General features: G+C 65.7%; 21 protein-coding genes. 10 read left to right on the forward strand and 11 right to left on the reverse strand.

Going from position 1 to position 22,145, the window contains the following annotated elements; genetic code table 11:
* Positions 1-6 precede the first annotated feature (6 nt).
* The 4 genes from IP78_RS15775 (at position 7) to rplS (ending at position 3,815) form a co-directional block, all read left to right on the forward strand.
* The gene (locus IP78_RS15775) at positions 7-2,094 is read left to right on the forward strand and encodes a S9 family peptidase (protein WP_054111360.1); all 2,088 of its coding nucleotides are present in this window, start codon (positions 7-9) and stop codon (positions 2,092-2,094) included.
* Between the two features lie 118 nt (positions 2,095-2,212).
* On the forward strand, positions 2,213-2,551 hold the full coding sequence (locus tag IP78_RS09065) for an acyl-CoA thioesterase (protein ID WP_082384933.1): 339 nt from the start codon (positions 2,213-2,215) through the stop codon (positions 2,549-2,551).
* Positions 2,552-2,589: 38 nt separating this feature from the next.
* Entirely contained in the window at positions 2,590-3,381 is a 792-nt protein-coding gene (gene trmD, locus IP78_RS09070; RefSeq protein ID WP_054111362.1) for a tRNA (guanosine(37)-N1)-methyltransferase TrmD, read from the forward strand.
* Positions 3,382-3,383: 2 nt separating this feature from the next.
* Complete coding sequence (rplS, locus tag IP78_RS09075; protein WP_054111363.1) at positions 3,384-3,815, forward strand: 50S ribosomal protein L19; 432 nt, start codon at positions 3,384-3,386, stop codon at positions 3,813-3,815.
* Between the two features lie 57 nt (positions 3,816-3,872).
* Here the strand turns inward: rplS and IP78_RS09080 are convergent, their stop codons facing one another.
* The 5 genes from IP78_RS09080 to IP78_RS09100 form a co-directional block, all read right to left on the reverse strand.
* Entirely contained in the window at positions 3,873-4,577 is a 705-nt protein-coding gene (locus IP78_RS09080) for a LamG-like jellyroll fold domain-containing protein (RefSeq protein WP_054111364.1), read from the reverse strand.
* Entirely contained in the window at positions 4,574-6,241 is a 1,668-nt protein-coding gene (locus IP78_RS09085) for a pectate lyase (RefSeq protein ID WP_054111365.1), read from the reverse strand. Before IP78_RS09085 ends, IP78_RS09080 begins: the two co-directional genes overlap by 4 nt.
* 92 nt (positions 6,242-6,333) lie before the next feature.
* A complete protein-coding gene (locus IP78_RS09090) occupies positions 6,334-7,764 on the reverse strand; it encodes an ATP-binding protein (protein ID WP_054111366.1) in 1,431 nt (476 codons plus the stop codon).
* Positions 7,761-8,441 (reverse strand): response regulator transcription factor, encoded by a 681-nt coding sequence (locus IP78_RS09095; protein WP_054111367.1) that lies wholly within the window; start codon positions 8,439-8,441, stop codon positions 7,761-7,763. The genes IP78_RS09090 and IP78_RS09095 overlap by 4 nt, the downstream gene beginning before the upstream one ends.
* Before the next feature lie 19 nt (positions 8,442-8,460).
* Positions 8,461-8,796: a PepSY domain-containing protein gene (locus IP78_RS09100; RefSeq protein ID WP_054111368.1), complete on the reverse strand. Its 336-nt coding sequence runs from the start codon at positions 8,794-8,796 to the stop codon at positions 8,461-8,463.
* 211 nt (positions 8,797-9,007) lie between these two features.
* Here IP78_RS09100 and IP78_RS09105 point away from each other — a divergent pair, with 211 nt between their 5' ends.
* Positions 9,008-9,367 (forward strand): hypothetical protein, encoded by a 360-nt coding sequence (locus IP78_RS09105; RefSeq protein WP_054111369.1) that lies wholly within the window; start codon positions 9,008-9,010, stop codon positions 9,365-9,367.
* A gap of 87 nt (positions 9,368-9,454) precedes the next feature.
* Here IP78_RS09105 and IP78_RS09110 read toward each other — a convergent pair whose 3' ends face one another.
* Positions 9,455-10,282, reverse strand: coding sequence for a PhzF family phenazine biosynthesis protein (locus IP78_RS09110; protein ID WP_054111370.1), 828 nt, complete (start codon positions 10,280-10,282; stop codon positions 9,455-9,457).
* A 95-nt stretch (positions 10,283-10,377) separates the two neighbouring features.
* Between IP78_RS09110 and IP78_RS09115 the strand changes: the two genes are divergently transcribed.
* The 5 genes from IP78_RS09115 to IP78_RS09130 all read left to right on the forward strand — a co-directional run bounded on the left by IP78_RS09115 (position 10,378) and on the right by IP78_RS09130 (position 15,525).
* Positions 10,378-12,279, forward strand: coding sequence for a nucleoside-diphosphate sugar epimerase/dehydratase (locus IP78_RS09115; protein ID WP_054111371.1), 1,902 nt, complete (start codon positions 10,378-10,380; stop codon positions 12,277-12,279).
* 68 nt (positions 12,280-12,347) lie between these two features.
* Positions 12,348-13,667, forward strand: a complete 1,320-nt coding sequence (locus tag IP78_RS09120) for a lipopolysaccharide biosynthesis protein (RefSeq protein ID WP_054111372.1) — start codon at positions 12,348-12,350, stop codon at positions 13,665-13,667.
* 128 nt (positions 13,668-13,795) lie between these two features.
* Positions 13,796-14,209 (forward strand): DapH/DapD/GlmU-related protein, encoded by a 414-nt coding sequence (locus IP78_RS15820; RefSeq protein WP_369814686.1) that lies wholly within the window; start codon positions 13,796-13,798, stop codon positions 14,207-14,209.
* 60 nt (positions 14,210-14,269) lie between these two features.
* Entirely contained in the window at positions 14,270-14,737 is a 468-nt protein-coding gene (locus IP78_RS09125) for a hypothetical protein (protein WP_054111373.1), read from the forward strand.
* 110 nt (positions 14,738-14,847) lie between these two features.
* On the forward strand, positions 14,848-15,525 hold the full coding sequence (locus tag IP78_RS09130) for a phosphatase PAP2 family protein (protein ID WP_231680968.1): 678 nt from the start codon (positions 14,848-14,850) through the stop codon (positions 15,523-15,525).
* Between the two features lie 996 nt (positions 15,526-16,521).
* Here the strand turns inward: IP78_RS09130 and aguB are convergent.
* The 5 genes from aguB to IP78_RS15665 all read right to left on the reverse strand — a co-directional run.
* Positions 16,522-17,391, reverse strand: coding sequence for an N-carbamoylputrescine amidase (gene aguB, locus IP78_RS09140; protein ID WP_054111376.1), 870 nt, complete (start codon positions 17,389-17,391; stop codon positions 16,522-16,524).
* A complete protein-coding gene (locus IP78_RS09145) occupies positions 17,391-18,398 on the reverse strand; it encodes an agmatine deiminase family protein (protein WP_082384930.1) in 1,008 nt (335 codons plus the stop codon). Before IP78_RS09145 ends, aguB begins: the two co-directional genes overlap by 1 nt.
* A gap of 164 nt (positions 18,399-18,562) precedes the next feature.
* Complete coding sequence (locus tag IP78_RS09150; protein ID WP_054111377.1) at positions 18,563-21,118, reverse strand: TonB-dependent receptor; 2,556 nt, start codon at positions 21,116-21,118, stop codon at positions 18,563-18,565.
* A gap of 173 nt (positions 21,119-21,291) precedes the next feature.
* Positions 21,292-21,843: a peptide-methionine (S)-S-oxide reductase MsrA gene (msrA, locus tag IP78_RS09155; RefSeq protein WP_054111381.1), complete on the reverse strand. Its 552-nt coding sequence runs from the start codon at positions 21,841-21,843 to the stop codon at positions 21,292-21,294.
* A 114-nt stretch (positions 21,844-21,957) separates the two neighbouring features.
* The coding region (locus tag IP78_RS15665; protein ID WP_231680969.1) for a hypothetical protein at positions 21,958-22,145 on the reverse strand (188 nt) is incomplete at its 5' end.

The raw sequence follows: 22,145 nt of genomic DNA on the forward strand, positions 1-22,145 counted from the left end.
GTCCTCATGCATTTTCGCCTCTCGACTGCGTTCTTCGCCCTGGCCCTCGCAGCCGCGCCAGCCGTGACCCTGGCCCAAGCGGCCTCTCCCTCTGGCGTCGACGTTCAGCCGGTTCCGGGCGGTCTGTCTCTGAGGGCGCTCGCCATGATGGAGCGGGTGTCGGATCCGCGTTTGTCACCGGACGGCCGCCAGGTGCTCTATTCGGTCCGCACCACCGATTGGGAGGGTAACCGGGGCGTCAACGCCCTTTGGCTCGTGGATGTCGCGGGCGGGGTGCCGCGACGGCTGGCGATCTCCGACGGTGGAGCGTCCTCGGGTCGTTGGTCGGCAGACGGATCGACCATCTACTTCCTATCGTCGCGCGGCGGGTCGAACCAGGTCTGGCGGGCGGACGCCGACGGGATGTCGGCGGTGCAGCTGACACGCCTACCGGTCGATGTGGGGGCGTTCCGGGTCTCGCCGAGCGGCGACGCCCTGATCCTGTCGCTGCCGGTGTTCGTGGACTGCGAGACCCTGCAGTGCACGCGCGACCGGATCGAGGCCGAGGCCCGCACGCCCGAGACGGTCGCCGGCTACGATCGTCTGCCGCTGCGCCAGTTCGACCGCTGGAACGACGGGCGGCGCCAGCACCTGTTCCTACAGCCGCTGAACGGCTCCGGACTGGCGGACGGTCCGCCCAACGATCTGATGGCCGGCGTGGACGCCGATGTGCCCTCCCAGCCCCAGGGGACCGAGGACGCCTTCGTCGTCTCGCCCGACGGCCGCGCCATCGTCTACTCGACGCAGACCCAAGGTGCCGGCGAGGCCTTCACCAACAACGCCGATCTGTTTCGGGTGGCGGTCGAGGGCGGCCCCGCCATCAACCTGACCGACGACAACGCAGCCCCCGATTTCGCCCCCGCCTTCTCGCCTGACGGCCGCCGCCTCGCCTGGCTGGCGGGACGGCGCGAGAACGTCGGCGGGGATCAGGCCCGGCTCATGATCGCCGAGGCCGACGGCTCGAACGCGCGGGTCCTGGTCGACGATTGGGATCGCGGGCCCGGCAGCCTGACCTGGTCGTCGGACGGGCGCAACCTCTTGGCCACGGCCTCGGACGAGGGCCAGAATCGGCTGTTTCGAATCGATGCGCGCACCGGCGAGGTCTCGCCCTTGACCGGCCGGGGCGCGGCGTCGGGCGTCGAGAGCCGGGCCGGCGTGCTGGTCTACGCCCACGACAGCTTCGCCGCGCCGGCCCAGATCCTGACCGGTACGGGCGACGCTGCCCGCGCCCTGACCGCGCACAATGCCGAGGCCCTGGGGGCCTTGGCCCTGCCGGACGCGCAGGCCTTTACCTTCGCGGGTTGGAACGGCGAGCCGGTGCACGGCTGGGTCTTTCAGCCGGTCGGGCATAGAGACGGCCAGACCCATCCGGCCGTCTATCTGATCCACGGCGGACCAAAGTCGCCGTGGACCGAGAGCTGGTCGTATCGCTGGAACCCACACACCTACACATCGGCGGGCTATGCCGTGGTCATGGTCAACTTCCACGGCTCGCCAGGCTATGGCCAGGCCTTCACCGACGCCATCAACGACCACTGGGGCGACCGACCGCTCGAGGACCTGCAGAAGGGCTGGGAGGCAGCGCTGGCCGCCAACCCCTGGATCGATGGTGATCGCGCCTGCGCGCTCGGCGCCTCCTACGGGGGCTACATGGTCAACATGATCGCCGGAAAATGGAACGGGCCGTGGGACTGCCTGGTCAATCACGCAGGTGTCTTTGACGTACCCCAGTTGATGAACGCCATGGACATCGGCAATTTCATCTGGGAGTTCGGCGGCCCTTCGTGGGAGCGGATGGAGCTCTACCGCCGCTTCTCGCCCGGCGACTTCGTCTCGGACTGGGAGAAGCCGATGCTGGTGCTGCACGGCTCGCGCGACTTCCGCGTGCCGCTGGAGCAAGGGCTGGCCACCTTCTCGGCGCTGCAGCGCGAGGGCATCCCCAGCCGTTTCGTGCATGTGCCGGACGAGAACCACTGGATTCTCAAACCCAGGAACTGGGTCGACTGGCAACGTGAGATCCTGGACTGGACCGCCCGGTGGACGGCCGAGCCCTGAGCCACTAGACGGCGCACTCCCGTCGGCTGGGCCGGCACCCTCCAGCCGAAGAATCGACCGCGTGACCCACCCCTCCCCGGAACAGCCCGACGGCCAACTCGTGGGGCGGGTCATCGCCATGCCCGCCGACACCAACCCCGAGGGCGACATCTTCGGCGGCTGGCTCTTGGCCCAGATGGACGTGGCGGGCGCGACCCCCGCCTTCGATCTGGCACACGGCCGCTGCGCCACCGTGGCCGTCGACGCCATGGTGTTCCACCAGCCGGTGTCGGTCGGCGACGAGGTCAGCCTCTATGCGACGGTGGTCCGCGTCGGCCGCACCTCCGTCCGGGTCAAGGTCGAGGCCTGGAAGCGGCCGCGCACGGGTCAGGAGATCACTCGCGTGACCGAGGGCGTTTTCACTTACGTCGCCATCGACGCGGATCGGAAGCCCCGGCCCCTGCCCGGCCAGGCCTAAGCCTTCTCGCGCACCCTGAGACGGGTTAGGGACGAGCCATGTTCGTTCCCCATCCCTTCCGGGCCACCGTCCTGACCATGTTCCCGGAGGCCTTCCCAGGTCCGCTGGGGGTCTCCCTGATCGGGACGGCGTGGCGCGAGAGGGGGCTGTGGAGCCTGGAAACCCTTGACATCCGGGGCTTCAGCGAGGATAGGCGCGGCTTCCTGGACGACACCCCTGCGGGGGGCGGTCCGGGTCAGGTGCTGAAGGCGGACGTGGTGGCCCGGGCTCTCGACAGCCTGACGGGTCCTCCCCGGCCGCTTTTGTACATGAGCGCACGGGGTCGGCCCCTGACCCAGGCGCGCGTGAAGGAGTGGTCTCAGGCGGACGGCGTCGTCGTCCTCTGCGGCCGGTTCGAGGGGGTGGATCAGCGGGTGCTCGACGCCCGGGGGTTCGAGGAGGTCAGCGTCGGAGACGCGGTCCTCGCCGGTGGCGAGGCGGCGGCGATGGTGGTGATCGAGGCGTGCGTACGACTGATCCCCGGCGTTCTGGGCCAGGCCGAAAGCCTGAGTTCCGAGAGCTTCGAGGACGGTCTTCTGGAGCATCCGCAATACACGCGACCGCGGACGTTCGAGGGGATCGACATCCCGGAGGTCCTCCTGTCCGGCGACCACAAGCGCGTGGCGGCCTGGCGGGCGGAGCAAAGGGAACTGACCACGCGAGAGCGACGGCCGGACCTCTGGGCGGCGCATCTCGCCAACTCCCGCCCGGAAGCTCCGCTTCCGGGATCTACCGCGGGGCCTGGCCCCGCCAACTCACAAGCAAGGGGCGGCAAAGCCCGAGGAGAATAGACATGGCCAACATCCTTCAGACCCTGGAGGCCGAAGAGCGCGCCCGCCTGGTCGAAAAGCGCGCGATCCCCGACTTCCAGCCCGGCGACACGCTGCGGGTCATGGTCAAGATCAAGGAAGGCGAGCGCGAACGCATCCAGGCCTTCGAGGGCGTGTGCATCGCCCGCGCCGGCGGCGGCGTGAACGAGAACTTCACGGTCCGGAAAATCAGCTTCGGCGAAGGCGTGGAGCGCGTCTTCCCGATCCTGTCGCCGAACATCGACTCCATCGAGGTCAAGCGTCGCGGCGTCGTCCGTCGCGCCAAGCTGTATTATCTGCGCGATCGTCGCGGCAAGTCGGCCCGTATCGCCGAGCGCCAGTCGGTCCGCCCCTCCAAGGGCGTGGTTGTCCCCGAAACCGGCAAGGCCGAAACTCCGGCGGCCGAAGAGGCTTAAGAGCCCTTCGCCCAGCGCGATCTGAAATGGGCCTCGGCGATGTCGCCGGGGCCTTTTCTATTCCGGCCGGACGCCCGTGAACTGGTCCGGTCTCAGGAAGCGGCGGGTGAACCGGGCCTCGGCGATGGCCCCGTTGAAGGCACTGACCCTGTTGATCCGTGTGCCGACGGAGGCTCGTCCCGGTCCCTGTGGCGTGAAGGCGATCGCGGCCTCGCCCTGCAGGGCACCGTTGACGAAGGATCGATAGGTCATCCCGTCATAGGTCTGCGCCACATGATGCCAGCGGCCCAGTGGATGGAGCCTGTCCGGAAACAGCAGTGTCTGGTTGTAGGTCGGCCCCTTCACAAAGGTGTCCAGTGCCCACCGGTCGCCATAGACGCGGATCTCGAACAGAAAGCGGGTCCCAACCGGCGTCGCGCCCGGCGGCACGACCTCATCGGACTGGAGATGTAGCCAGCGTTGCTCGAAGGCCCCGCCGTCCGGCCGGAAGATGGCCTCGAAGGCGAAGGTCTCGGCTCCCGCCAAAGGATGAGCCCCGATGAACAGGGCGTCGTCCACGCCGTCGAAACACAGGGCACCTGGCAGGCCCGCGGGCCCCTCGATCCGCTCGGGCGCGCCCTCGATGGTCAGCGGTGCTGAGATGCTGTCCAGGTCGCCAAAGCGCCAGACAGTCTGGTCGCCGCGCGCGTCGCCGAGGGTGGCGCATCCCGTCATTGGCGTTGCCGCCAGCCCGCCCAGAACGGTCCGGCGATCGGGCCTCATCCCGCCGGGCCTTCCAGCACCTCGATCAGGTCGCCCATGTTGCGGACGAAGCTCTCAGTCGAGACGCCCTCCACGGGATAGTCGGTGTTCCATGGCGAGGTGTCGTGAAGGTCGCCGACGCGGGTGATGCGGTATTCGCCGCCGGTCGGTGTCGCTGGTCCGGGGCCGATATAGGGGTTGGACGTCGCCGTCAGCGGCGTGGGCCAGTAGCCCTGCGCGTTGAGCGACACGATCAGTTCGGCAGCACGCCCGGCGGCGGGTGGACGCGGCCTGCGCCCCGCCGTCCCCATGTCCTGCCAGGAGACATCGCGCAGGGTGAAGTAGCGCGGCAGGGTCTTCGTCCCCGGTCGCGCGAGGAAGGGCGATCCCGCCGAAACCTGCTCGGGCGCTTGGGCCGCGAGCGTCGCGTATCGCGCACGCAATCCAGCGACGTTCAGGGTCCGGAACGAACCGTAGTGGACGAGCGTGTCGTTCGGATTGCGGTCGGCGTAGTACTCGCCATTAACGACGTTGGATCCCCGTCGGTGGATGTACCAAGGCTGGTTGGTGCCCGGTTCGATGAAGGTCGGATGCGTCCGTCCGTTCACCCTCAGCTCTGGCGGCAGGGCGACGGAATCGAGCCAGTCCAGTGCCTCAGGTACGCGGGCGATGTACTTTCGGTCTCCGGTCAACTGATAGAAGTTGAGTAGCTGCTGGACGTTGTTGGCCGTGGTGTGGGTCGTCAGGGCCTCGGGCTCATAGGTCCGGGCCGGGGCCGGCCTCAGCGTGTCCGGGAAGTGTTGCAGGCCCCATCCCGCCTGGGGTGCGGGCTGCTGGGTCGCAAGGAAGATATCCATGCCGCGCCGTATGGCCCACAGGATCCTCGCCGGGATAAGGCCGCGTCCTTCGCGGCCGCTCGCCAGCCGGTCGCCTAGGGTCTGGAGCACGAAGATCAGGAACTCGAGGTTCTCGCCCGCCACATCGTCGTTGAAGGTGATCAGGCGGGTATAGTCGGCATGACCATGCACCCCACCATCTTCGACGAAGGGGAAACGCTGGGGCCAGCCGCCGTTCTCGTACTGGCTGTCCAGCACGAACCGTACAGCGCGTTGCAGCGGGACAAGGTAGGCCCGTTCCCCCTGAACCACGAGCCGGAGCATCAGCTGCGCGGCCTCCGACGTGCCCGCGTCGTCGAAGGTCGCGTTGCCGTGGTAGCGATGGAATTCTTCCATCCGCCAGGCGTTCTGGCCATAGGTTGCATACCACTGGCGCAAGCTGTCCTCGCCCGCCGTGTCGATGACGTAGTTCCATCCGCCCGCCGGATGCTGGCCCCGCACCAGGGCATCCGCAGCCGATTTCGCGGCATCGAGGAACTGTCGGTCGCCCGTGGCATGAAAGGCGTCGAGGAAGGCGTGGCCCATGGTCCCCGTGCCGGGCGGCTGGACCCAGATCATCGTCGTCGCCGCTTCCAGTTCGCCCCAGCGGCGCGAGAAATCCGGCAGATAGGTCCAGACGTATCCGCCCTCGACCGCCGCCTCATCGGTCATGAAGGCGGTGGCTCGCTTCATGGTCGTCAGTATGGCGTCGCGGTCTGGGGAAGCAGCAGTCTGCGACAGTGCGGGCGTCGCCAGTGCGGCTGTGGCCGTGGCGAGCAAGGTGCGGCGGTTCAGGCGGATAGCGCTCATGGAGCCCTCTTCGGCAAGGCGTTTCCACACGGTTCTGACGACCGCACCCTGTCAACCTTACAGCATTGACACCGGTTTCCAAGATCAGGACGTCACTCTGCCGCGGGAAGCTCCAGCACCGCTTTCAGCCCGCCGAGATCGCTGGCCCCCAGCGTCAGCCGCCCGCCATAGGCGCGTGTCAGGTCATCGACGATGGAAAGGCCGAGCCCTGAGCCCGGCGGACCCTCGTCCAGCCGCGTTCCGCGTTTCAGCACCGCCTCGCGCTGATCCTCCGGCAGACCCGGCCCGTCGTCCTCTACGACCGCGATCATCTGGCCGAGACCGCTCGCCCCCGCCGAGACCCGCACCCTGCGGGCCGACCACTTGCAGGCATTCTCCATCAGGTTGCCGAGGATCTCCTGCAGGTCCTGCCGTTCGCCCAGGAAAGCGAGGTCATCCGGCGCACGCCAGTCGATTTCCACGTCCTTGGACTGAAAGACCCGCTCCAGCATGACTGCCATCTCGTCGATGACCTCCCCTACAGGCGTCCGTTCGCCCAGGCCGTGGGCGGCGCGAGCCGCGGCGCGGGCGCGGCGCAGGTGGTGATCGACCTGCCCCTTCATGACTTCAGTCTGCCGACGGACGATCTCAGCCAAAGGGTCGGTTTTGCCGGCGGCCTCGGCCAGCATGACCGACAGGGGCGTCTTCAGGGCATGGGCCAGGTTGCCGACGTGGGTCCGCTGGCGGTCTACAACCTCCTGATTGTGGTCGAGCAGGCGGTTTACCTGCTCGGCCAGCGGCTGGATTTCGATCGGATAGGCGTGCTCTATCCGCGCGGCCCGGCCTTTCCTGACGTTCGCGATCTCGTTCCTCAGGGCGAAGAGTGGCCTGAGGCCGATCTGGACCTGCAGGAATACGGCGATGACCAGGCCCACGCCCAGAACCAGAAGGGCGATCCAGGCATAGGCTGCGAACTCCCTGGTATCGGCCTCAATGTCCGACCGGTCGATGCCGGCCATGAATAACAGGGGCTCGGTCCGGCCCGGCAGGGTCTTCAGACTGGCGGCGATGCGAAGTGGTTGGCGCTGGGGCGGTTCCAGGATGCCGGGGTCGTTGTAACTCAACAGCGAGCCCATTGAGGCCTGCAGTCGTTCTGGCAGTTCCGGCGCGATGTAGAGGGTTTCGCCCGCCAGCGAGGGCGAACGCGCCAATACCCGGATCGCGCCGTCCGGCAACACCTCTGCCACCATCCAGTATTTGCCGGAAAGCCCTCGCAGCGTCGGCGCGTCGCGGATTTCGGCGACGGTGATCCCTTCGGGGGACGCGACGGTCGCGATCACGACCTCGTCGATGGTGTCGCTCAGCATGTCGCCCAGACGGCGAAACGCGCTTTCCTGATACTGGGTCGTCAGGATCCAGCCGGTAGCGGCCAGCGCCACGACGATCCAGGCTGAGGCCAGCCAGATCAGGCGGCGAGTCAGGCTGCGGCCCGGCCGTCCGACGAACCGCCCCCAGCCTGCGTCCCCCGCTGCCTCGTCTGTCACGCCGCCTCGGCCTCGCCGGCCAAGGGCGTCAGGCGATAGCCCAGACCACGCACCGTCTCGATCCGTTCGGCCCCGACCTTCTTTCTCAACCGGCCAATGAACACTTCGATGGTGTTGGAATCCCGGTCGAAGTCCTGGTCGTAAAGGTGCTCGACCAGCTCGGTGCGGCTGATGACCCGGCCCTGATGCATCATCATGTAGTGCAGCAGGCGGTACTCCAGCGAGGTCAGGCGCAGGGGCTCGCCATTGACGGTGGCGCGCGCCGCCTTCGGGTCGAGCCGCAGGCCGCCGCACGACAGGGTCGCCACCGCGATACCGGCCGAGCGCCGCAGCAGGGCGCGCAGACGCGCCAGAAGCTCCTCGGTGTGGAAAGGCTTGGTCAGGTAGTCGTCCGCCCCAGCGTCAAAGCCCGACACCTTGTCCGACCAGGCACCGCGCGCGGTCAGGATCAGCACTGGAGTCGTCTTGCCGTCGCGCCGCCAGCGCTCCAGCACCGACACCCCGTCGATCTTGGGCAGACCCAGATCCAGCACGACCACGTCGTAGGGTTCGGTGTCCCCCAGGAAGTGGGCCTCCTCGCCGTCGGCGGCGTGGTCGACAGCATAGCCGGCGTCGGACAGAGCGCCCTTCAGCTGGCGCGACAGGTCGGCATCATCCTCGACCAGCAGAACCCGCATGCTTTTTCCTTCTTGGCTGTCAGCCGCCGCGCGCGTCGACGGCGATGTCGATGATCTGTCCGTCACGTTCGAAACGGAAGACATAGGTCGTGCCGCGCAGACCGAGCGACCCGACGAAGCGGGCACCGCCGGCGCGACGCTGGGCGATCGCCTGAGCCTGGGCCTCGCTCATCAGGCGGGGCGCTTCCCGATCACGATCCCCGCCCCCGCGACGATCGCGCTCCTGTCCCAGGCCGACCATGGCTGGGACGCCAGATCCAAGCAGGTCACCCGTGACGCGCGCCTCGGCCTGCGCCGTGCTCAAGGGAGCGGCGGCGATCAGGGCGGCGAGAGCGAGGGCGGTGACGCGAGACATGGCGGTCTTATAAGCGAAGCGGCCGTGAACAGCGGCTGAACGCCATCCTTAGAGAGGTTTAACCCCGCTGGGAATTCGCCTCGCGGATCAGGCGTCCAGCGATGAATGCCACTCGAAGCGCAGCATTCAGGTCGGGCTCAGGCGCAGGCCGCTCTACTTCATCCCAACGCAGCCGATCCGGTTGCGGCAGATCGATAGAAGGAGTGATCCGATGAAGAAGCTGCTCGTTCCCGCCCTCGTCTTGGCCGCTGCCTCGGCCGCGGCCCTGCCAGCAGCCGCTCAAGCCTATGGTTCCCGGGCTCATGTACAAGCCAATGGCTATTGGCAGCCGATCAACATCCGTCAGGCCAATCTGGACCGCCGCATCGACATCGGCCTGCGCAACGGCCAGCTCAGCCGGCGCGAGGCTGCCCGCCTGCGCGGCGAGTTCAACAGCTTGCTGCGCCTTGAGGCCAGCTATCGGCGGGGCGGCCTGACCGCCTGGGAGCGTGCGGATCTGGATCGTCGCTTCGACCGCCTGTCGGCCCAGATCCGCCATGAACGCCGCGACCGCGACCATCGCCGTTGGTGATCCCACGAGTTTCGGACGGCCACGACACGGCCCTGCCAGCCGGCCGTTCACAAGCGGGGCGCGATCCCTTGGGGTCGCGCCCTTTTGTCAGCCTCTCGTCGAAGGTGACATGCGCAGGCGGCTCTCCATGACGGTTACCGCCTGACCCCGGATCATGACCCGGTCTCCAGCCAGTTCGGTTTCAAACCGGGCTCCCCGGCCCGGATAGGCCTGAAAGAAACGCACGATGGGACGGCCGAGTTTCTGCGCGAACAAGGGAGTAAGTCCGCATCGCGCCGAACCTGTCGCAGGATCTTCGTCCACGCCGCAACCGGGGCCGAAAAACCGGTCTATGACATCATGATCCTGTTCTTGCGGTGTCTGTGCAGCCACGATCACCTGACCTCGTTCCAGGCAACCCTCGCCAAAAGCCATCAACGCGCCCGGACTGGGTGAAAGTCGTCGCACGGTGTCGGCGTCTCGCATGACCGCGATCAGATACCGGCTCGCCCAGACTTCAACAGGATCCGCACCGAGCGCTCTGGCCAGCCCTGCCGGCACCGTGATGCGCTTGAGGGGATCGGCAGGGAAGTCCAGCTCGTAACCGGCATGGTGCCGCCTGACCGTGAGCGTCCCTGAAGACGTATCGAATGTCAGACTGTCAGCGGGAAGGTGAAGCTCTTCGAGAAGGGCATGAGCGGCCGCCATCGTCGCATGTCCACACAAAGGGACTTCCATCGCCGGGGTGAACCAACGCAACGCGAATCTCCGCGGATCGGAGGTTCGTTTCAGGAACGCGGTTTCGGACACGTTGTTCTCGCGGGCCAGCGCCTGCAGCCAGCCGTCGTCCGGCCACTGGGCGAGAGGTTCCAGCACGGCCGCAGGGTTTCCCTGAAACGGGCGGTCGGCGAAGGCGTCGATGGTCCACTGATGCACAATCGCCTCATAGCACCGTCGTCCGTCTCATGTCGTCAGACTAGGACTTTCGATTGTACTTCTCTGGCGATAAAACAACGTTCGGGGAGGGGCCTTTGCAGTACGCAGCGAAATTCGCGATCCAGATCGCGGTGGCGCTAGCTGCCTATCTGTTCGCCTATGGTTTTGTCGTCGATCCGACGCCTGCCTGGTGGATATCGGCAGACGCCCGTTCAGTATGGCTTCTGGCGGTCCTGTACGCGACGATTGCCGGGCTTCTGGAGCTTGTATTCCGCACCGAACGAGCCAGCTGGCGGTACGTTTCGATCCAGGACGGCTTTGCCCTCTTGCGTAGCACCTTTCTGGTCATGTTGGCCTTTCTGCTGGTTGCTTTCGTGCTGGTTCGGGCAGAGGCGGTGCCCCGTTCTGTCTTGCTGATCACCTGGGTCCTTCATCTTGGTGGTCTTGCGACGGCGCGGCTTCTGCGGCGCACGGCCAACGAGCGGTCTCTTGTCCGTGCGATCGCGCCTTTGCTTACCCAGCCGCCAAAGGATCGGCATCGCCTGCTGCTGGTGGGGGATATCGGCGTGGCGGATTCCTTCCTCAGGGAACTCGCTCGCGACAAAGCCCCAGCCCACCATCCCGTAGCGATTCTGGGCCTCGATCCCGGTGACAAGGGCCGTCTAGTGCGTGATGTCCCCGTGCGGGGCACCGTGGAGGATCTGGAACAGGTCCTTGGTGCCCTTAAGGACGCTGACCAGACTGTTCAGTCGGTCCTGTTTCTTTCGCCGCCCGACATTGTCGGTACTCTGTCCAGCACCACTCTTGGATCGCTCAAGAGCGCGGGGATAACTCTCCTTCGCCTTCCAGCGATGAGCGAACTCAGCGCCGCCCGCGGCAGTCTTCCCGAAGCCTTGCGCGAGCTGAGCGTGGAGGAGCTCCTCGCTCGTCCCTCGGTGCGGCTGGATCTGACGAGAATTCACGAGCTGATCAATGGCCGCAGGGTTTTGGTGACAGGAGCGGGTGGCAGCATTGGATCGGAAATCTGCCGTCAGGTCGTGGCCTTCGGATGTCAGCGTCTGATCATGATCGACAACTCGGAGTATGCTCTCTTCAAGATTGGTCGTGAACTGACCGTCGCCCATCCGGACCTTTCAATCAGTGAGCGGCTCTGTGATGTCCGCGACGAACGAAACGTTCTGTCGGTATTTCTGAGGGAGACCCCGGAGATCGTCTTCCACGCCGCCGCGCTGAAGCATGTCACCCTGGTGGAGAAACATCCCTGCGAGGGTGTCATGACAAACGTCATTGGGACCGCGAACGTGGCTGCCGCCGCTCGGCAGAGTGGTGCCTCTGCGATGGTGATGATTTCGACCGATAAGGCGGTCGAGCCCAGCAATGTTATGGGATCGACAAAGCGGCTGGCCGAAGCGGTCATCCGAGGGCAGTCCGAGCATTCACAAACCAAGTTCAGCGTGGTGCGTTTCGGAAACGTGCTCGGGTCGACCGGATCGGTCGTGCCGATATTCCGTGACCAGATCGAGCGTGGCGGTCCTGTCACCGTCACGGATCCGGATGTGGAACGCTATTTCATGACGATCCCAGAGGCTGTTCAACTGGTTCTGCATGCAACAGCCCAGAGCGTTCAGCATGGCCGTTCGCGGCCAAGTGTGTTTGTTCTGGATATGGGTCAGCCCGTGAAGATCGTCGATCTTGCCCGCAACATGATCGCCTTGCAGGGGCTAACGGTCGGGCGTGACATAGAGATACGGTTCACGGGCCTTCGACCTGGAGAGAAGCTGACAGAGGCGCTGATCGACACCAACGAGAACGTGGTTCGGCAACTGGACTCCGTCTTTGAGGTGGAGGACAGATATGGCGGGGAGGGCATGACGGCGCAGCGGCTGCGGATTCTGGATCAGATTGCCAGGAGCGCCGACGACGAGGCCATGAGGCGCGCTGTCAGCATCGAGGTCGAACGCCTTCGTCGACCCAGTGAGACCAGGGTAACGGCTTGATCCGCACCACTGCCGGGTGGGCATAGGTGGCTGACCTGGGTTCGGCGCCGGTAAGGTGGCTTCACGCGATGATCGCCGCCCTCGGCCGATCGGACGCGGCCCGTCGCATCCTGCGCATGACGGGCTGGACCATGGTGGCCTTCGCGGTGGAGAAGGCTGCGAGCATCGCCATCGTCCTGTTTCTCGCCGAGCTCCTCGGCGCTCGGGACTACGGTCGATTTGTTCTGGCCCAGGGCCTCGTGAGTTCCTTGCAGATTCTGGTGGTGCTGGGCGCTGGGCCCGTGTTCACCAAGTATATTCCGGTTCTCCGCAAGGAGAGCTTCCGCCGGGCAGTCGAACTGATCAGCTTGTGCCTGACGCTGGCGTTCGGCGTGGCGGTCGTTCTGACCCTCATCGCGCTCACGGCAGGCCGGGCGGCCATGGCCGACGCATTGGTCGTCCCGAGAGACTCTGCGCTGCCGATATGGTTGATCGGCTGGGTGGTGATTTCGGCTGGCTCCAACATGGTCACCACCCTGCTTCTGGCTTTCGAGCGGGGCAGGGCCCTGGGGCTGGCGGCGGCTTTTGGTTCCGCACTGACTGTGCTGGTTGTTCCAGCCTTCGCTCACCTGGCAGGCCTGCAGGGGGCCATAATCGCCCTTGTGGGCGTGGAAGCCCTGAAACTGCTGTGTCTGGTTGGGCTGTTCGTCGCTTTCGCCCATCGACAAGGGGGGCCGGTTCTGGCCCGACCCCGGTTCGGCGATCTGTCGCTCATGATGCGATTCGGTCTTCCGGTCTTTCTCAGTAGCGCGGTGTGGGGCCCCGCGATGTGGCTGGCGCAGTTGATCGTCAGCACACGCTCGCCTGATGGTCTGAGCCAGGTCGGGGTCTTCGGGCTTTCCAACACCGTCATGGGATTGGTCATTCTGGTCAGCTCATTGAGCAACCGGGCCGCCGTGCCCGTCCTGTCCTCTCTCGAGGCGGATGGACGCCGGTTCGAACTCTGGCGTGTCTCGCGTACCATGAGCCTGACGCAGATTGGTGTCTCCAGCCTCGTCGCTGTTCCTCTTGCGGTCGCCACACCCTGGATCGTGGTGGCCTTCGGCCCGGAGTTCGCCTCCCATTGGCCCATCCTGCTGATCATGGTCGGCACAGGCGTGCTGCTGTCCGGCCAGACGGCCCTTGGAAACTATTTTCTCGTCACGGGGCGGCAGGGCTTCATCCTCTTGTCCCTCCTGCCCTGGGCCGCCATCCTCCTCTCGGCGAGCTGGATTTTCTCGGCCTACGGGGCCTACGCCATCGCGCTCGGCCTGCTGGTCGCCTCACTGATCAGGACATTGATGTTCCTTGTCCCTTTCTTGGCGGTGCCTGCCATCTTGCGGACCCGAGATAAGCCAGGAGCAGCGTGAGACGGTTCCTTGTCCATAAGCTGACATCACTGTTGCCTCCGACGCGACTTTACAGGTTCAAACGATTGATCTGGCGTTGGGCGGGGCTGGATGTGGGGCCGGGCGTGCGCATCGTCTCAAGCGCACGGGTGTGGACAAGCGGACCTGTCCTGATCGGCGCCGACACCTTCATCGGGCATGAAGTCACCATCGTCGGTGGCGAGGCATCGGTCACGATCGGGGCCCGTTGCGATCTCGCCCCTCGCGTCCTTATCGTCACAGGAACCCATCATGACGGTGGTGCCGCACGGGCTGCGGGGCCTGGACGGAGTCATCCTGTATCCATAGGCGAGGGAAGCTGGATCGGAGCCGGAGCGACGATCCTCGGCGGGGTGGAGATTGGCGTCGGTGCCATAGTGGCTGCGGGGTCAGTGGTTACCCGTTCGATCCCTGACTATGATGTCGTTGCCGGTGTTCCAGCCCGCAGGCTCAGGTCGCGCAGGGCAGACGCGGTGGCTGCGCCGCTGACGGTTCCTGGCACGCAGGCGCATTCGGTGCCTTGATAGGGCCGTGGCGATGGCTCACGGTGCTCATGGATCGTACCGGCAACAGGACGACAAGGGATGAAGCGTATCGGGACGGCGATCTTTGCGGCCGTCATGTTGGTTCTGGCCGGGTGCGACCCGGCCGAGGCCCCGTCTCCGGATAGGACCTCCAAAGCTGCCGGGCCGCCGCTTGAGCCGAAGGGCGACCTCGCGAGTGGTGAGACGACGGGTTCCGAGTCTGCAGGGGTGCCTCCGTTCGCCACTGTCTATCCCGGCGGTGTGATCTCGGAGAATGCCGTCTCGGCCGTGGATGCGGCCGGCTCGGGGGCCCTCTTTACATATCTCACCGATGCGACGCCGGACCTCGTCATCGCTTTCCATCGTCAGCAGGCGGAGGCGGCAGGGCTTGAATCAGTGATGGCCATGAACCAGGGAGAGGCGCGAGCTTATGGCGCGGCGAGCGGGCAGAGCACCGTTCAGGTCGTTGCGTCGCCCACCGCCGACGGGCGAACATCCGTCCAGATGAGCTGGAGTGTCGCGCCGTGAGGCGGCGCGCGCTCAGCCTTGTCGTTGCTGGCGCTGTCCTCGTGCCTGCACCAGCCCTCGCCCAAGGCGCTGACCATGCGCTTTCTGGTTATCTGCCGGAAAGGACGGTCGTGAGCCTCGCCGCTGCGGTGCCCGCTGCGCCCCTCGAAAGGTCCGCTGAAGACATCGCCGACCGCGAGGCTTCCAGTCGGATGCGGTCGCTCGAGGACACAGACCGCTGGCTGCTCGCGACCCGGCACGCGGAACTGCGTCCGGGCGTGGCGCTGGCTCATTTCGATTGCGCCCTTGGATTCCGCATCGACGCGGTTGCCTCGCCGTACCTGGTCGCCATTCTAAGGCGAACTCTGCACGACGCCGAAACCGCAGCGGAGTTGTCGAAGTCGCGCCGCATGAGAGCGCGTCCTGTGGCTGATGATCCCGCGCGTCCCTCCTGTCAGACCGTGACGGAGGCTCAGAGAGCGACAGCTTCGCATCCTTCTGGAAGTGCCGCGGTCGGCATGGCCTATGCCCTCATCCTCTCCGATCTGGTTCCCGACCGGCCAGCGCCCATAGAACAGACCGGTCGGCAGATCGCCGCAAGCCGCATGATCTGCGGGATGCATTATCCGACCGACGTCCGGGACGGCGCGCTGCTCGGCGAGCAGGTGGCGCGCGCTATACTTTCGATGCCGAGCTTTACGACGGATGCGTCGGCGGCGCGCGAAGAGATAGCCGCGGCTCGCGCGGCAGGTCGAACCAGCCCGGCCTGCGCGGCCGAGCGCGCTGCTTTGGCCATACCCGTTCCATGATCCGGGTGTTCGTCACGTGATCGGAGCCGCCGCCATAGCCCTGGTGGCGCTTCGGCCCGACCCGGTCGCTCCTACCTGTGGCCCTGAGGTCGTTGCGGCTCTGACCTCCACGCAGCACCGTACGCCCTTTCGTCTTTCCTGCTTTGCGCGACTGCCTGAGGGGCACGATGTCCTGCGACCCATCGTCATTGAGGGCGCAGAGTCGTCCGGTGCGGGAATCGACTGTCAGGACGGGGCGATCGGTCAGCCAGGTGTGATTTCGACGACGCAGACCCCGACCATCTCGATACGCTCAAGGCCTGAGGAGGGGAGGTGGAGTCGTCCGGTCGGCGTCCGCATTTCACGGTGTGTCGTCTATGGAAACATACGAGTCTGGGGCATGGGTGCCGAGGGGCGGATCGAAGAGTTGTGGACGTCCTCCCGAACCCCTCGGCACACGGAGCGCGCCCAGGCGGCAGCGCCGGCCAGTGTCCAGATCACCGACAGCACGATCGTGGCCGCAGGATCGATACCGCTCTACGTCGGCCCCGGTGTGACAGGCCTTAGGCTTGTTGGAGGGCGTATGCTGGGACACTCCATCTCGACGGCCGTTTATCTGGACGCCGAGAGTGCGCGTACGACGATCCACGGTGTGAGTTTCGATATCCGGACCGGGCGCGAGCAGATTGCGATCGACGGGTCGGCCTCGAATGTCATCGTCGCAAATGAATTTCGACGCGCGGAACGCGGCGGAATCTTCCTCTACCGAAACTGTGGAGAGAGGGGCGTGATCCGGCATCAGGCACCGACAGACAACCGGATCGAGGATAACGCCTTCGATAGGACAGCGTGGTTCTGGCCTCGGGCGGTGGTCGTGGGGGCACGCGAAGGTCGACGGCGATACTGCGGTGATGACGCCGGGTGGCCCTTTGGCTCCAGTGCCGACGATGGCGACAGAGCCGAGCGCAATGTGGTCAGGGCGAACAGGATAAGACCCTTCGCCCTTCCTTGGTGGGTTCAAACAGGGCGAGGCGCGACCAGGCTCCCGTAGAGGTCAGTCCTCCGATCCCGGAAGAAGCCCCAGGCAGCCCGGTGCCTGTCGACAAAATCCAGGTCAAAGGAGTGGACCAGCACGCCTTCCTCGTCACGTCCGAGGCTCTCCACCAGATCGCCCCTGTGGTCGGCGATGAAGGACGAGCCGTAGAAGACCTGCCCGGTCCCGGTCACGGTCTCATGGCCTATGCGATTGGCTCCGACGACCGGAACCACGTTGGAGACCGCGTGTCCCTGCATGGCACGTCGCCAGGGGTCGGCGGTGTCTAGGTCCTTGTCATGGGGCTCCGAGCCGATTGCGGTCGGGTACATCAGGACCTCGGCCCCCTGCAGCATCATGGCTCGCGCGGCTTCCGGATACCATTGGTCCCAGCAGATTCCGACGCCGATCCGACCAAATCGAGTGTTCCAGACACGGAAGCCCGTGTCGCCAGGCCGGAAATAGTACTTCTCCTGATAACCAGGACCGTCAGGGATGTGGCTTTTGCGATAGACACCCAGTGCCTGACCGTCAGCATCCAGCATGACCAGACTGTTGAAGTAGTGCGGTCCCTCCCGCTCGAAGATCGATACCGGAATGACGACTCCCAACTCGGCCGCCAGAGGCTGAAGCGCAGTGACACAGGGGTGTTCCGCCCACGGATAGGCCGTCGAGAACCAGCGCTCCTCCTGACTGACGCAGAAGTATGGACCCTGGAACAGTTCGCTCGGCAGAATGACCTGAGCGCCCTTGGCGGCGGCCTCCCGGATGAAGCCGATCGTCGTTTCGATATTCGCGCCCAGGTCCTCGCCGTAGGAGGTCTGGATCGCGGCGACGGAAATCGTGCGGGCCATCAGGTGGGCTCCTGCTGAGAGATGCAGTGGAAGGATCCGCCACCCGACAGTATGGCGGTCGACGGCAGCGGGATGATCTCGCGGTCGGTAAAAACGGTCGCCAACCCCTCACAGGTCAGACGCGCGGCCGCTTCGTCGCCATAGGTCGGTACGATCACGGCGCCGTTGGCGATCAGGAAGTTCATGTGACTGGCCGGGATCGGACGCCCGTCTTCGTCGACGACCAGACCCGGAGAAGGCAGGCGCAACAGACGGATTGCGCGGCCTTCAGCATCCGTCAGGGCCGACAGGGTCTGGGCGACCGCGTCATAGACCTCGTGGTTCGGGTCGTTTCGTCCCCAGCCGACCGGGCATGCGACGACGCCCGGGGCGACGAACCGCGCCAGATTGTCGACGTGACCATCGGTGTGATCGTTCAGCAGGCCGTCGCCGAGCCATAACACCGTGCGGGCACCCAGCGCCTCCGTGAGTGCCTGTTCGGCCAGCGCCTCGGTCCAGCCGGGATTGCGATTGGCGTTCAACAGGCACTGACGCGTGGTCAGCACCGTGCCGGATCCGTCGTGGTCCAGCGCGCCGCCCTCGAGGATGAAATCATGGTGGCTCAAAGGCACGCCCGAGGCCAAGCCGATCTGTTCAGCGACCGTATCGTCGTGCTCGAGCTCGTATTTCCCGCCCCAGCCGTTGAAGCGGAACGCGGCGGCATGGGCGGATCCCTGCCCGAAGATCGGCCCCGTATCCCTCAGCCAGATGTCCCCGAAGCGCCCATCAACGACTTCGACGCCTGTGAGACCGGCGAAGCGGGCCTGAGCGCCAGCCAGGACCTCAGGTTTGCCGACCATCAGCCGGACCCGCTCGCGGCCAGGCCCAGCGAGCGCCCGAACAAGAGCCTCGACCTCCGCCTGGGCAGGCTCAAGGTTTTCTTCCCACAGCTCGTCGTGGCTAGGCCAGCCGACCCACATCGCCCGGTGGGGCGACCATTCGGCAGGAATGGGGAACGGCGAGGTCATGGGGGGCAAGGGTCCGGTTGTCGGATCAGGATCGAGCGCGCCAGATAGGCCGCCAATCACTCCACTTCAATGCACGCCTCAAGGGCAAGGCGGGGGCGGACGCAAACAAAAAGGGGCGATCCGTCGCCGGACCGCCCCTCGTTCTGTATCGATCGAGCCTGGGCTTAGAACTGCATGCCCAGCGAGATCACGGCCGTGCGCGGCGCGCCGAGCGAACCGGTGCGCGGCGAGCCGTTGCGGTTCACGACGCCGGGGCCCGGATCCACGTCGATGGTGGTCGCGTTGTTGCCGGTCGAGATGTTGCCCAGATACTCTTCGTCGAAGATGTTGGTGACGTTGAGCTGAACGTAGGCACCACGGATGTTGAAGGTGTCCGTCAGGTCGTAGCGGGCGTCGAAGTCCGCGACGGTGTAGCTTGGGAACACTTCGTCGTTCACGTCGGTCGAGAAGCGGTCATCGACGTACTTGGCCTGCAGGCCCAGCGACAGATTCGGCGTGGCCTGCCAGTCGACACGACCGGCGAAGGTCCACTCCGGGGTCTCGACCAGCGACTTGCCCGCGGTCGGCAGGAAGGTCGTGGCCGACAGGGCCAGGTCTTCCTGGAGTTCGCTGTTGTTGTACGAGGCCGAGGCGTAGAAGGCGAGCGTATCGGTCGCTTCCCACCCGACCTGGGCGTCAACGCCCCACTGTTCAACCGCGCCGACGTTGCGATCGACGAACAGGTTGAAGAACTCAGAGCTAGGGTCCAGTTCAAGCGACGACACGATCCGGTTGTCGTACTGGGTGTACCAGCCGGCCGCCGAGGCGATGAAGTTCGACTGACGAATACGATACCCGATATCATAGGAGTCGGTCGTCTCGGGCTGGACCTCAGCGAAACTCAGACCGCCGCCTGCGGTCCGGACCGGGCGATACAGATTGTCAGTGCGCGGAGCCGAGAAGCCCTTGGCGTAGCTGGCGTAGAGGCTGTGACCCTCGAAAGGCCGGACGACGATGCCGACGTTGGGCAGGATGTCGTCATACTTCAGCGTCGCCGCGTACGGCGCGATCCACTGGGTGCCGCCGGTCGAGGCGAAGGTCACGTTGCCGTTGGCCAAGGTCGAGACCGGGGTCTCGGTGGTGCAGCGTACGGTGGTCGAACCGTTCTGCGAGAAGCAGTACTGGTTCAGGTCGCGTTCAAAGAACGGGGCGCGGGCACCGATGTTCACGGTGACCATGTCGTTCATGAAGTTACCGACGTATTCCAGCGCGATCTGGTTCAGCAGCGCGATCGAGAAGCGGTCACGCGAGCGGTAGAAGGAGCCATCGCGACCGAAGACGCGGCGATCTTCAACGCCCCAGCCTTCCTTGCCGCCGTAGACCGACAGCGGCTCAGAGTCCGGCGTGAAGAAGGTGGCCTCACCGGTCTGGCGGTGACGGCCGTAGTCGACCGTGTAGGCGGCGCGGACGCGGTGGCTGTCGTTGATGTCCCAGATCAGCGAGCCGGTCAGGCCATAGCGACGGGTGTTGGTGTTCGAGGGCGTGTAGATGCCGACGGTGTCGATGACGTCGCCGTCGCCGTTCAGGTCGACGCCGAGGCCGCCGGTGTTACCACCGGCCTGGTCGAGACGGTCGTCACGCTCGGAGATGGTGGTGAAGCCACCGCCGTTGGCCATGACGTACTGGAACGAGGGGTCCAGCGTCAGGCGAAGGTTGTCGGTCAGGCCATAGCTGAAGTTGCCGCGGATGTTGCCGGTGTCCGACGGGTTGATGCGCAGGCCGTGGTAGTTGGTGCAGCTACCGGTCGCCAGGCTGCCGTCCGCCAGGACGCGCTGCGACTGGCTGCCTTCGTTCTGGACCGTGCCGTTGACGGGGGTCGGACGGAAGCAGGCGATGTCGTTCTCGCCGAACGTGCCCGAGGCCAGATTGGCCAGGGTATTGAAGTTATTGTAGAAGTTGTTGCGGTTGCGGTTCCAGTGGAACGCCAGCGAGGCGAAGTCGCCGTCACCCAGGTTCTGGTACAGGCGGGCGTTGAACTGGCGCTTCTCCAGCTCGCCCGGGCCCTTGAACTTGTCGTAGTTGGTGTAAGAGCCCGAGACGAAGGCGGTCGTGCCCCAGGGGCCGAACTCGCCCGTGTCGGCGCGCAGGAAAACGCGGCCGTAGTTGAACTCACCGAGGCCGGTGGTCAGCTGGACGCCAGGCTCGCTGCGCGGACGGCTGGTGGTGTAGTTGATGGTGCCGCCGGTGGCCGAAGCCGTGGGGCTGTCGACGTCGGTCGTGCCCTGGTTGACCGAGGCGCGCTCGATCAGTTCCGGGTCCAGCTGCTGGTTGGTGTAGATGGCATAGTTGCCGGTGTCGTTCAGCGGAACGCCGTCGAACGTCAGCGACACGCGGTTGCCGTCGAAGCCGCGCAGACGGACGTTGCCGCCCGACGAGCCGTACGGGTCGGAGTTGGTGAAGTTCAGGCCCGGAACCAGGTTCAGGGTCTGCAGGATGGTCTGACCCGGGGTCTGGGTCGAGATGAACTCCTGCGTGATCGACGAGCGCGTCTTGGCGACGGTCTCGGCGACGATGGTGCCGTCGGTCGTGGCCGGGCCGCGATTGCCGAGGATGACGACGTCCGACAGGGTCGTCTCTTCGGTGGCGATGGTGCCGGTCGATTGGGCGGAGGCGGCGCCGGCGGCGAAAATGCCTCCAACGAGGGCGGTGGTCGCCCAGAGCACGCGAGTGCGAGTATTCATCTGTGGTATCCCCAAGAGGTCCGGACGGCGACCGGTGCGCAAGGAGGCGCCGGGGACAAGCCCCGCCGCCGAAATCTCGCTCGATCTAAGCCGCGTGTTGGAACGAGGGACGACAATGGCGTGACAGTCGTGTGACAGCGTTCGACGGTGACGCTGGCGCCACAGTGGTTCGATCAGCCCCAGACGGCGCGAAGCCGGGCCTCACGCCCGCAAAACCGGGAATAACCCCCATACCGCACCGGATTCAGACGTGCGAAGTCCTGATGGTAAGCTTCGGCCGGCCAGAAACGGGCTGCGTCACGCACGGGCGTGACGAAACGCCGCCCTCCGATCGCCGCCGCCGCGGCGGCTCGGGACGCCTCGGCGATCGGTCGCTGGGCCGCGGTGGCGAACACGGCTGTCGCGTAGACGGCACCCCGATCGCAGAACTGTCCGTCTGGGTCGGTCGGGTCAATGGTGCGCCAGAACCGGTCGACGAGCTGGCGATAGGTGATCCGTGCTGGGTCGAAGGTGACCTGGACGGCCTCGACATGTCCGGTTCCACCCCTGACGACCTGTTCGTAGGTAGGATTGGCGACCCGGCCCCCGGCAAAGCCAGAGACGGCTGACACAACGCCAGGGATTCGCTCGAAGTTGGCCTCTACGGACCAGAAGCAGCCACCGGCGAAAAGAGCCACTTCGCGCCTGCCGCTATCTGGTGCCGATTGGGCAGGCGGCCCCGCCATTGCGGTCTCGCCAGAGCAGGCTCCGACAACGAGCCCGAAGATGAGCGCCAGGTGGACACTGAACGAGCGGGCGAGGCGAAGCATGGGTGAACTCCGGTTAGCGGGACGCCTCGGCTACGTCAGCAACGCGTGCGCGGCTACATGACATATCGGCGAGGCCAGTGGCGACGCCTCGGGATCAGACCGCGCGATCAACGCTTTCGAGCTGGAGCCGCTGCCTCTCCGCGTGGGATCAACCGCCTTGTCCGGAAAAGCGAAACCGCCGGTCTTCAGGACGAAAACCGGCGGCTCTGCATACGGAT

Source organism: Brevundimonas sp. AAP58 (genome assembly GCF_001295975.1).
Taxonomy (GTDB): domain Bacteria; phylum Pseudomonadota; class Alphaproteobacteria; order Caulobacterales; family Caulobacteraceae; genus Brevundimonas.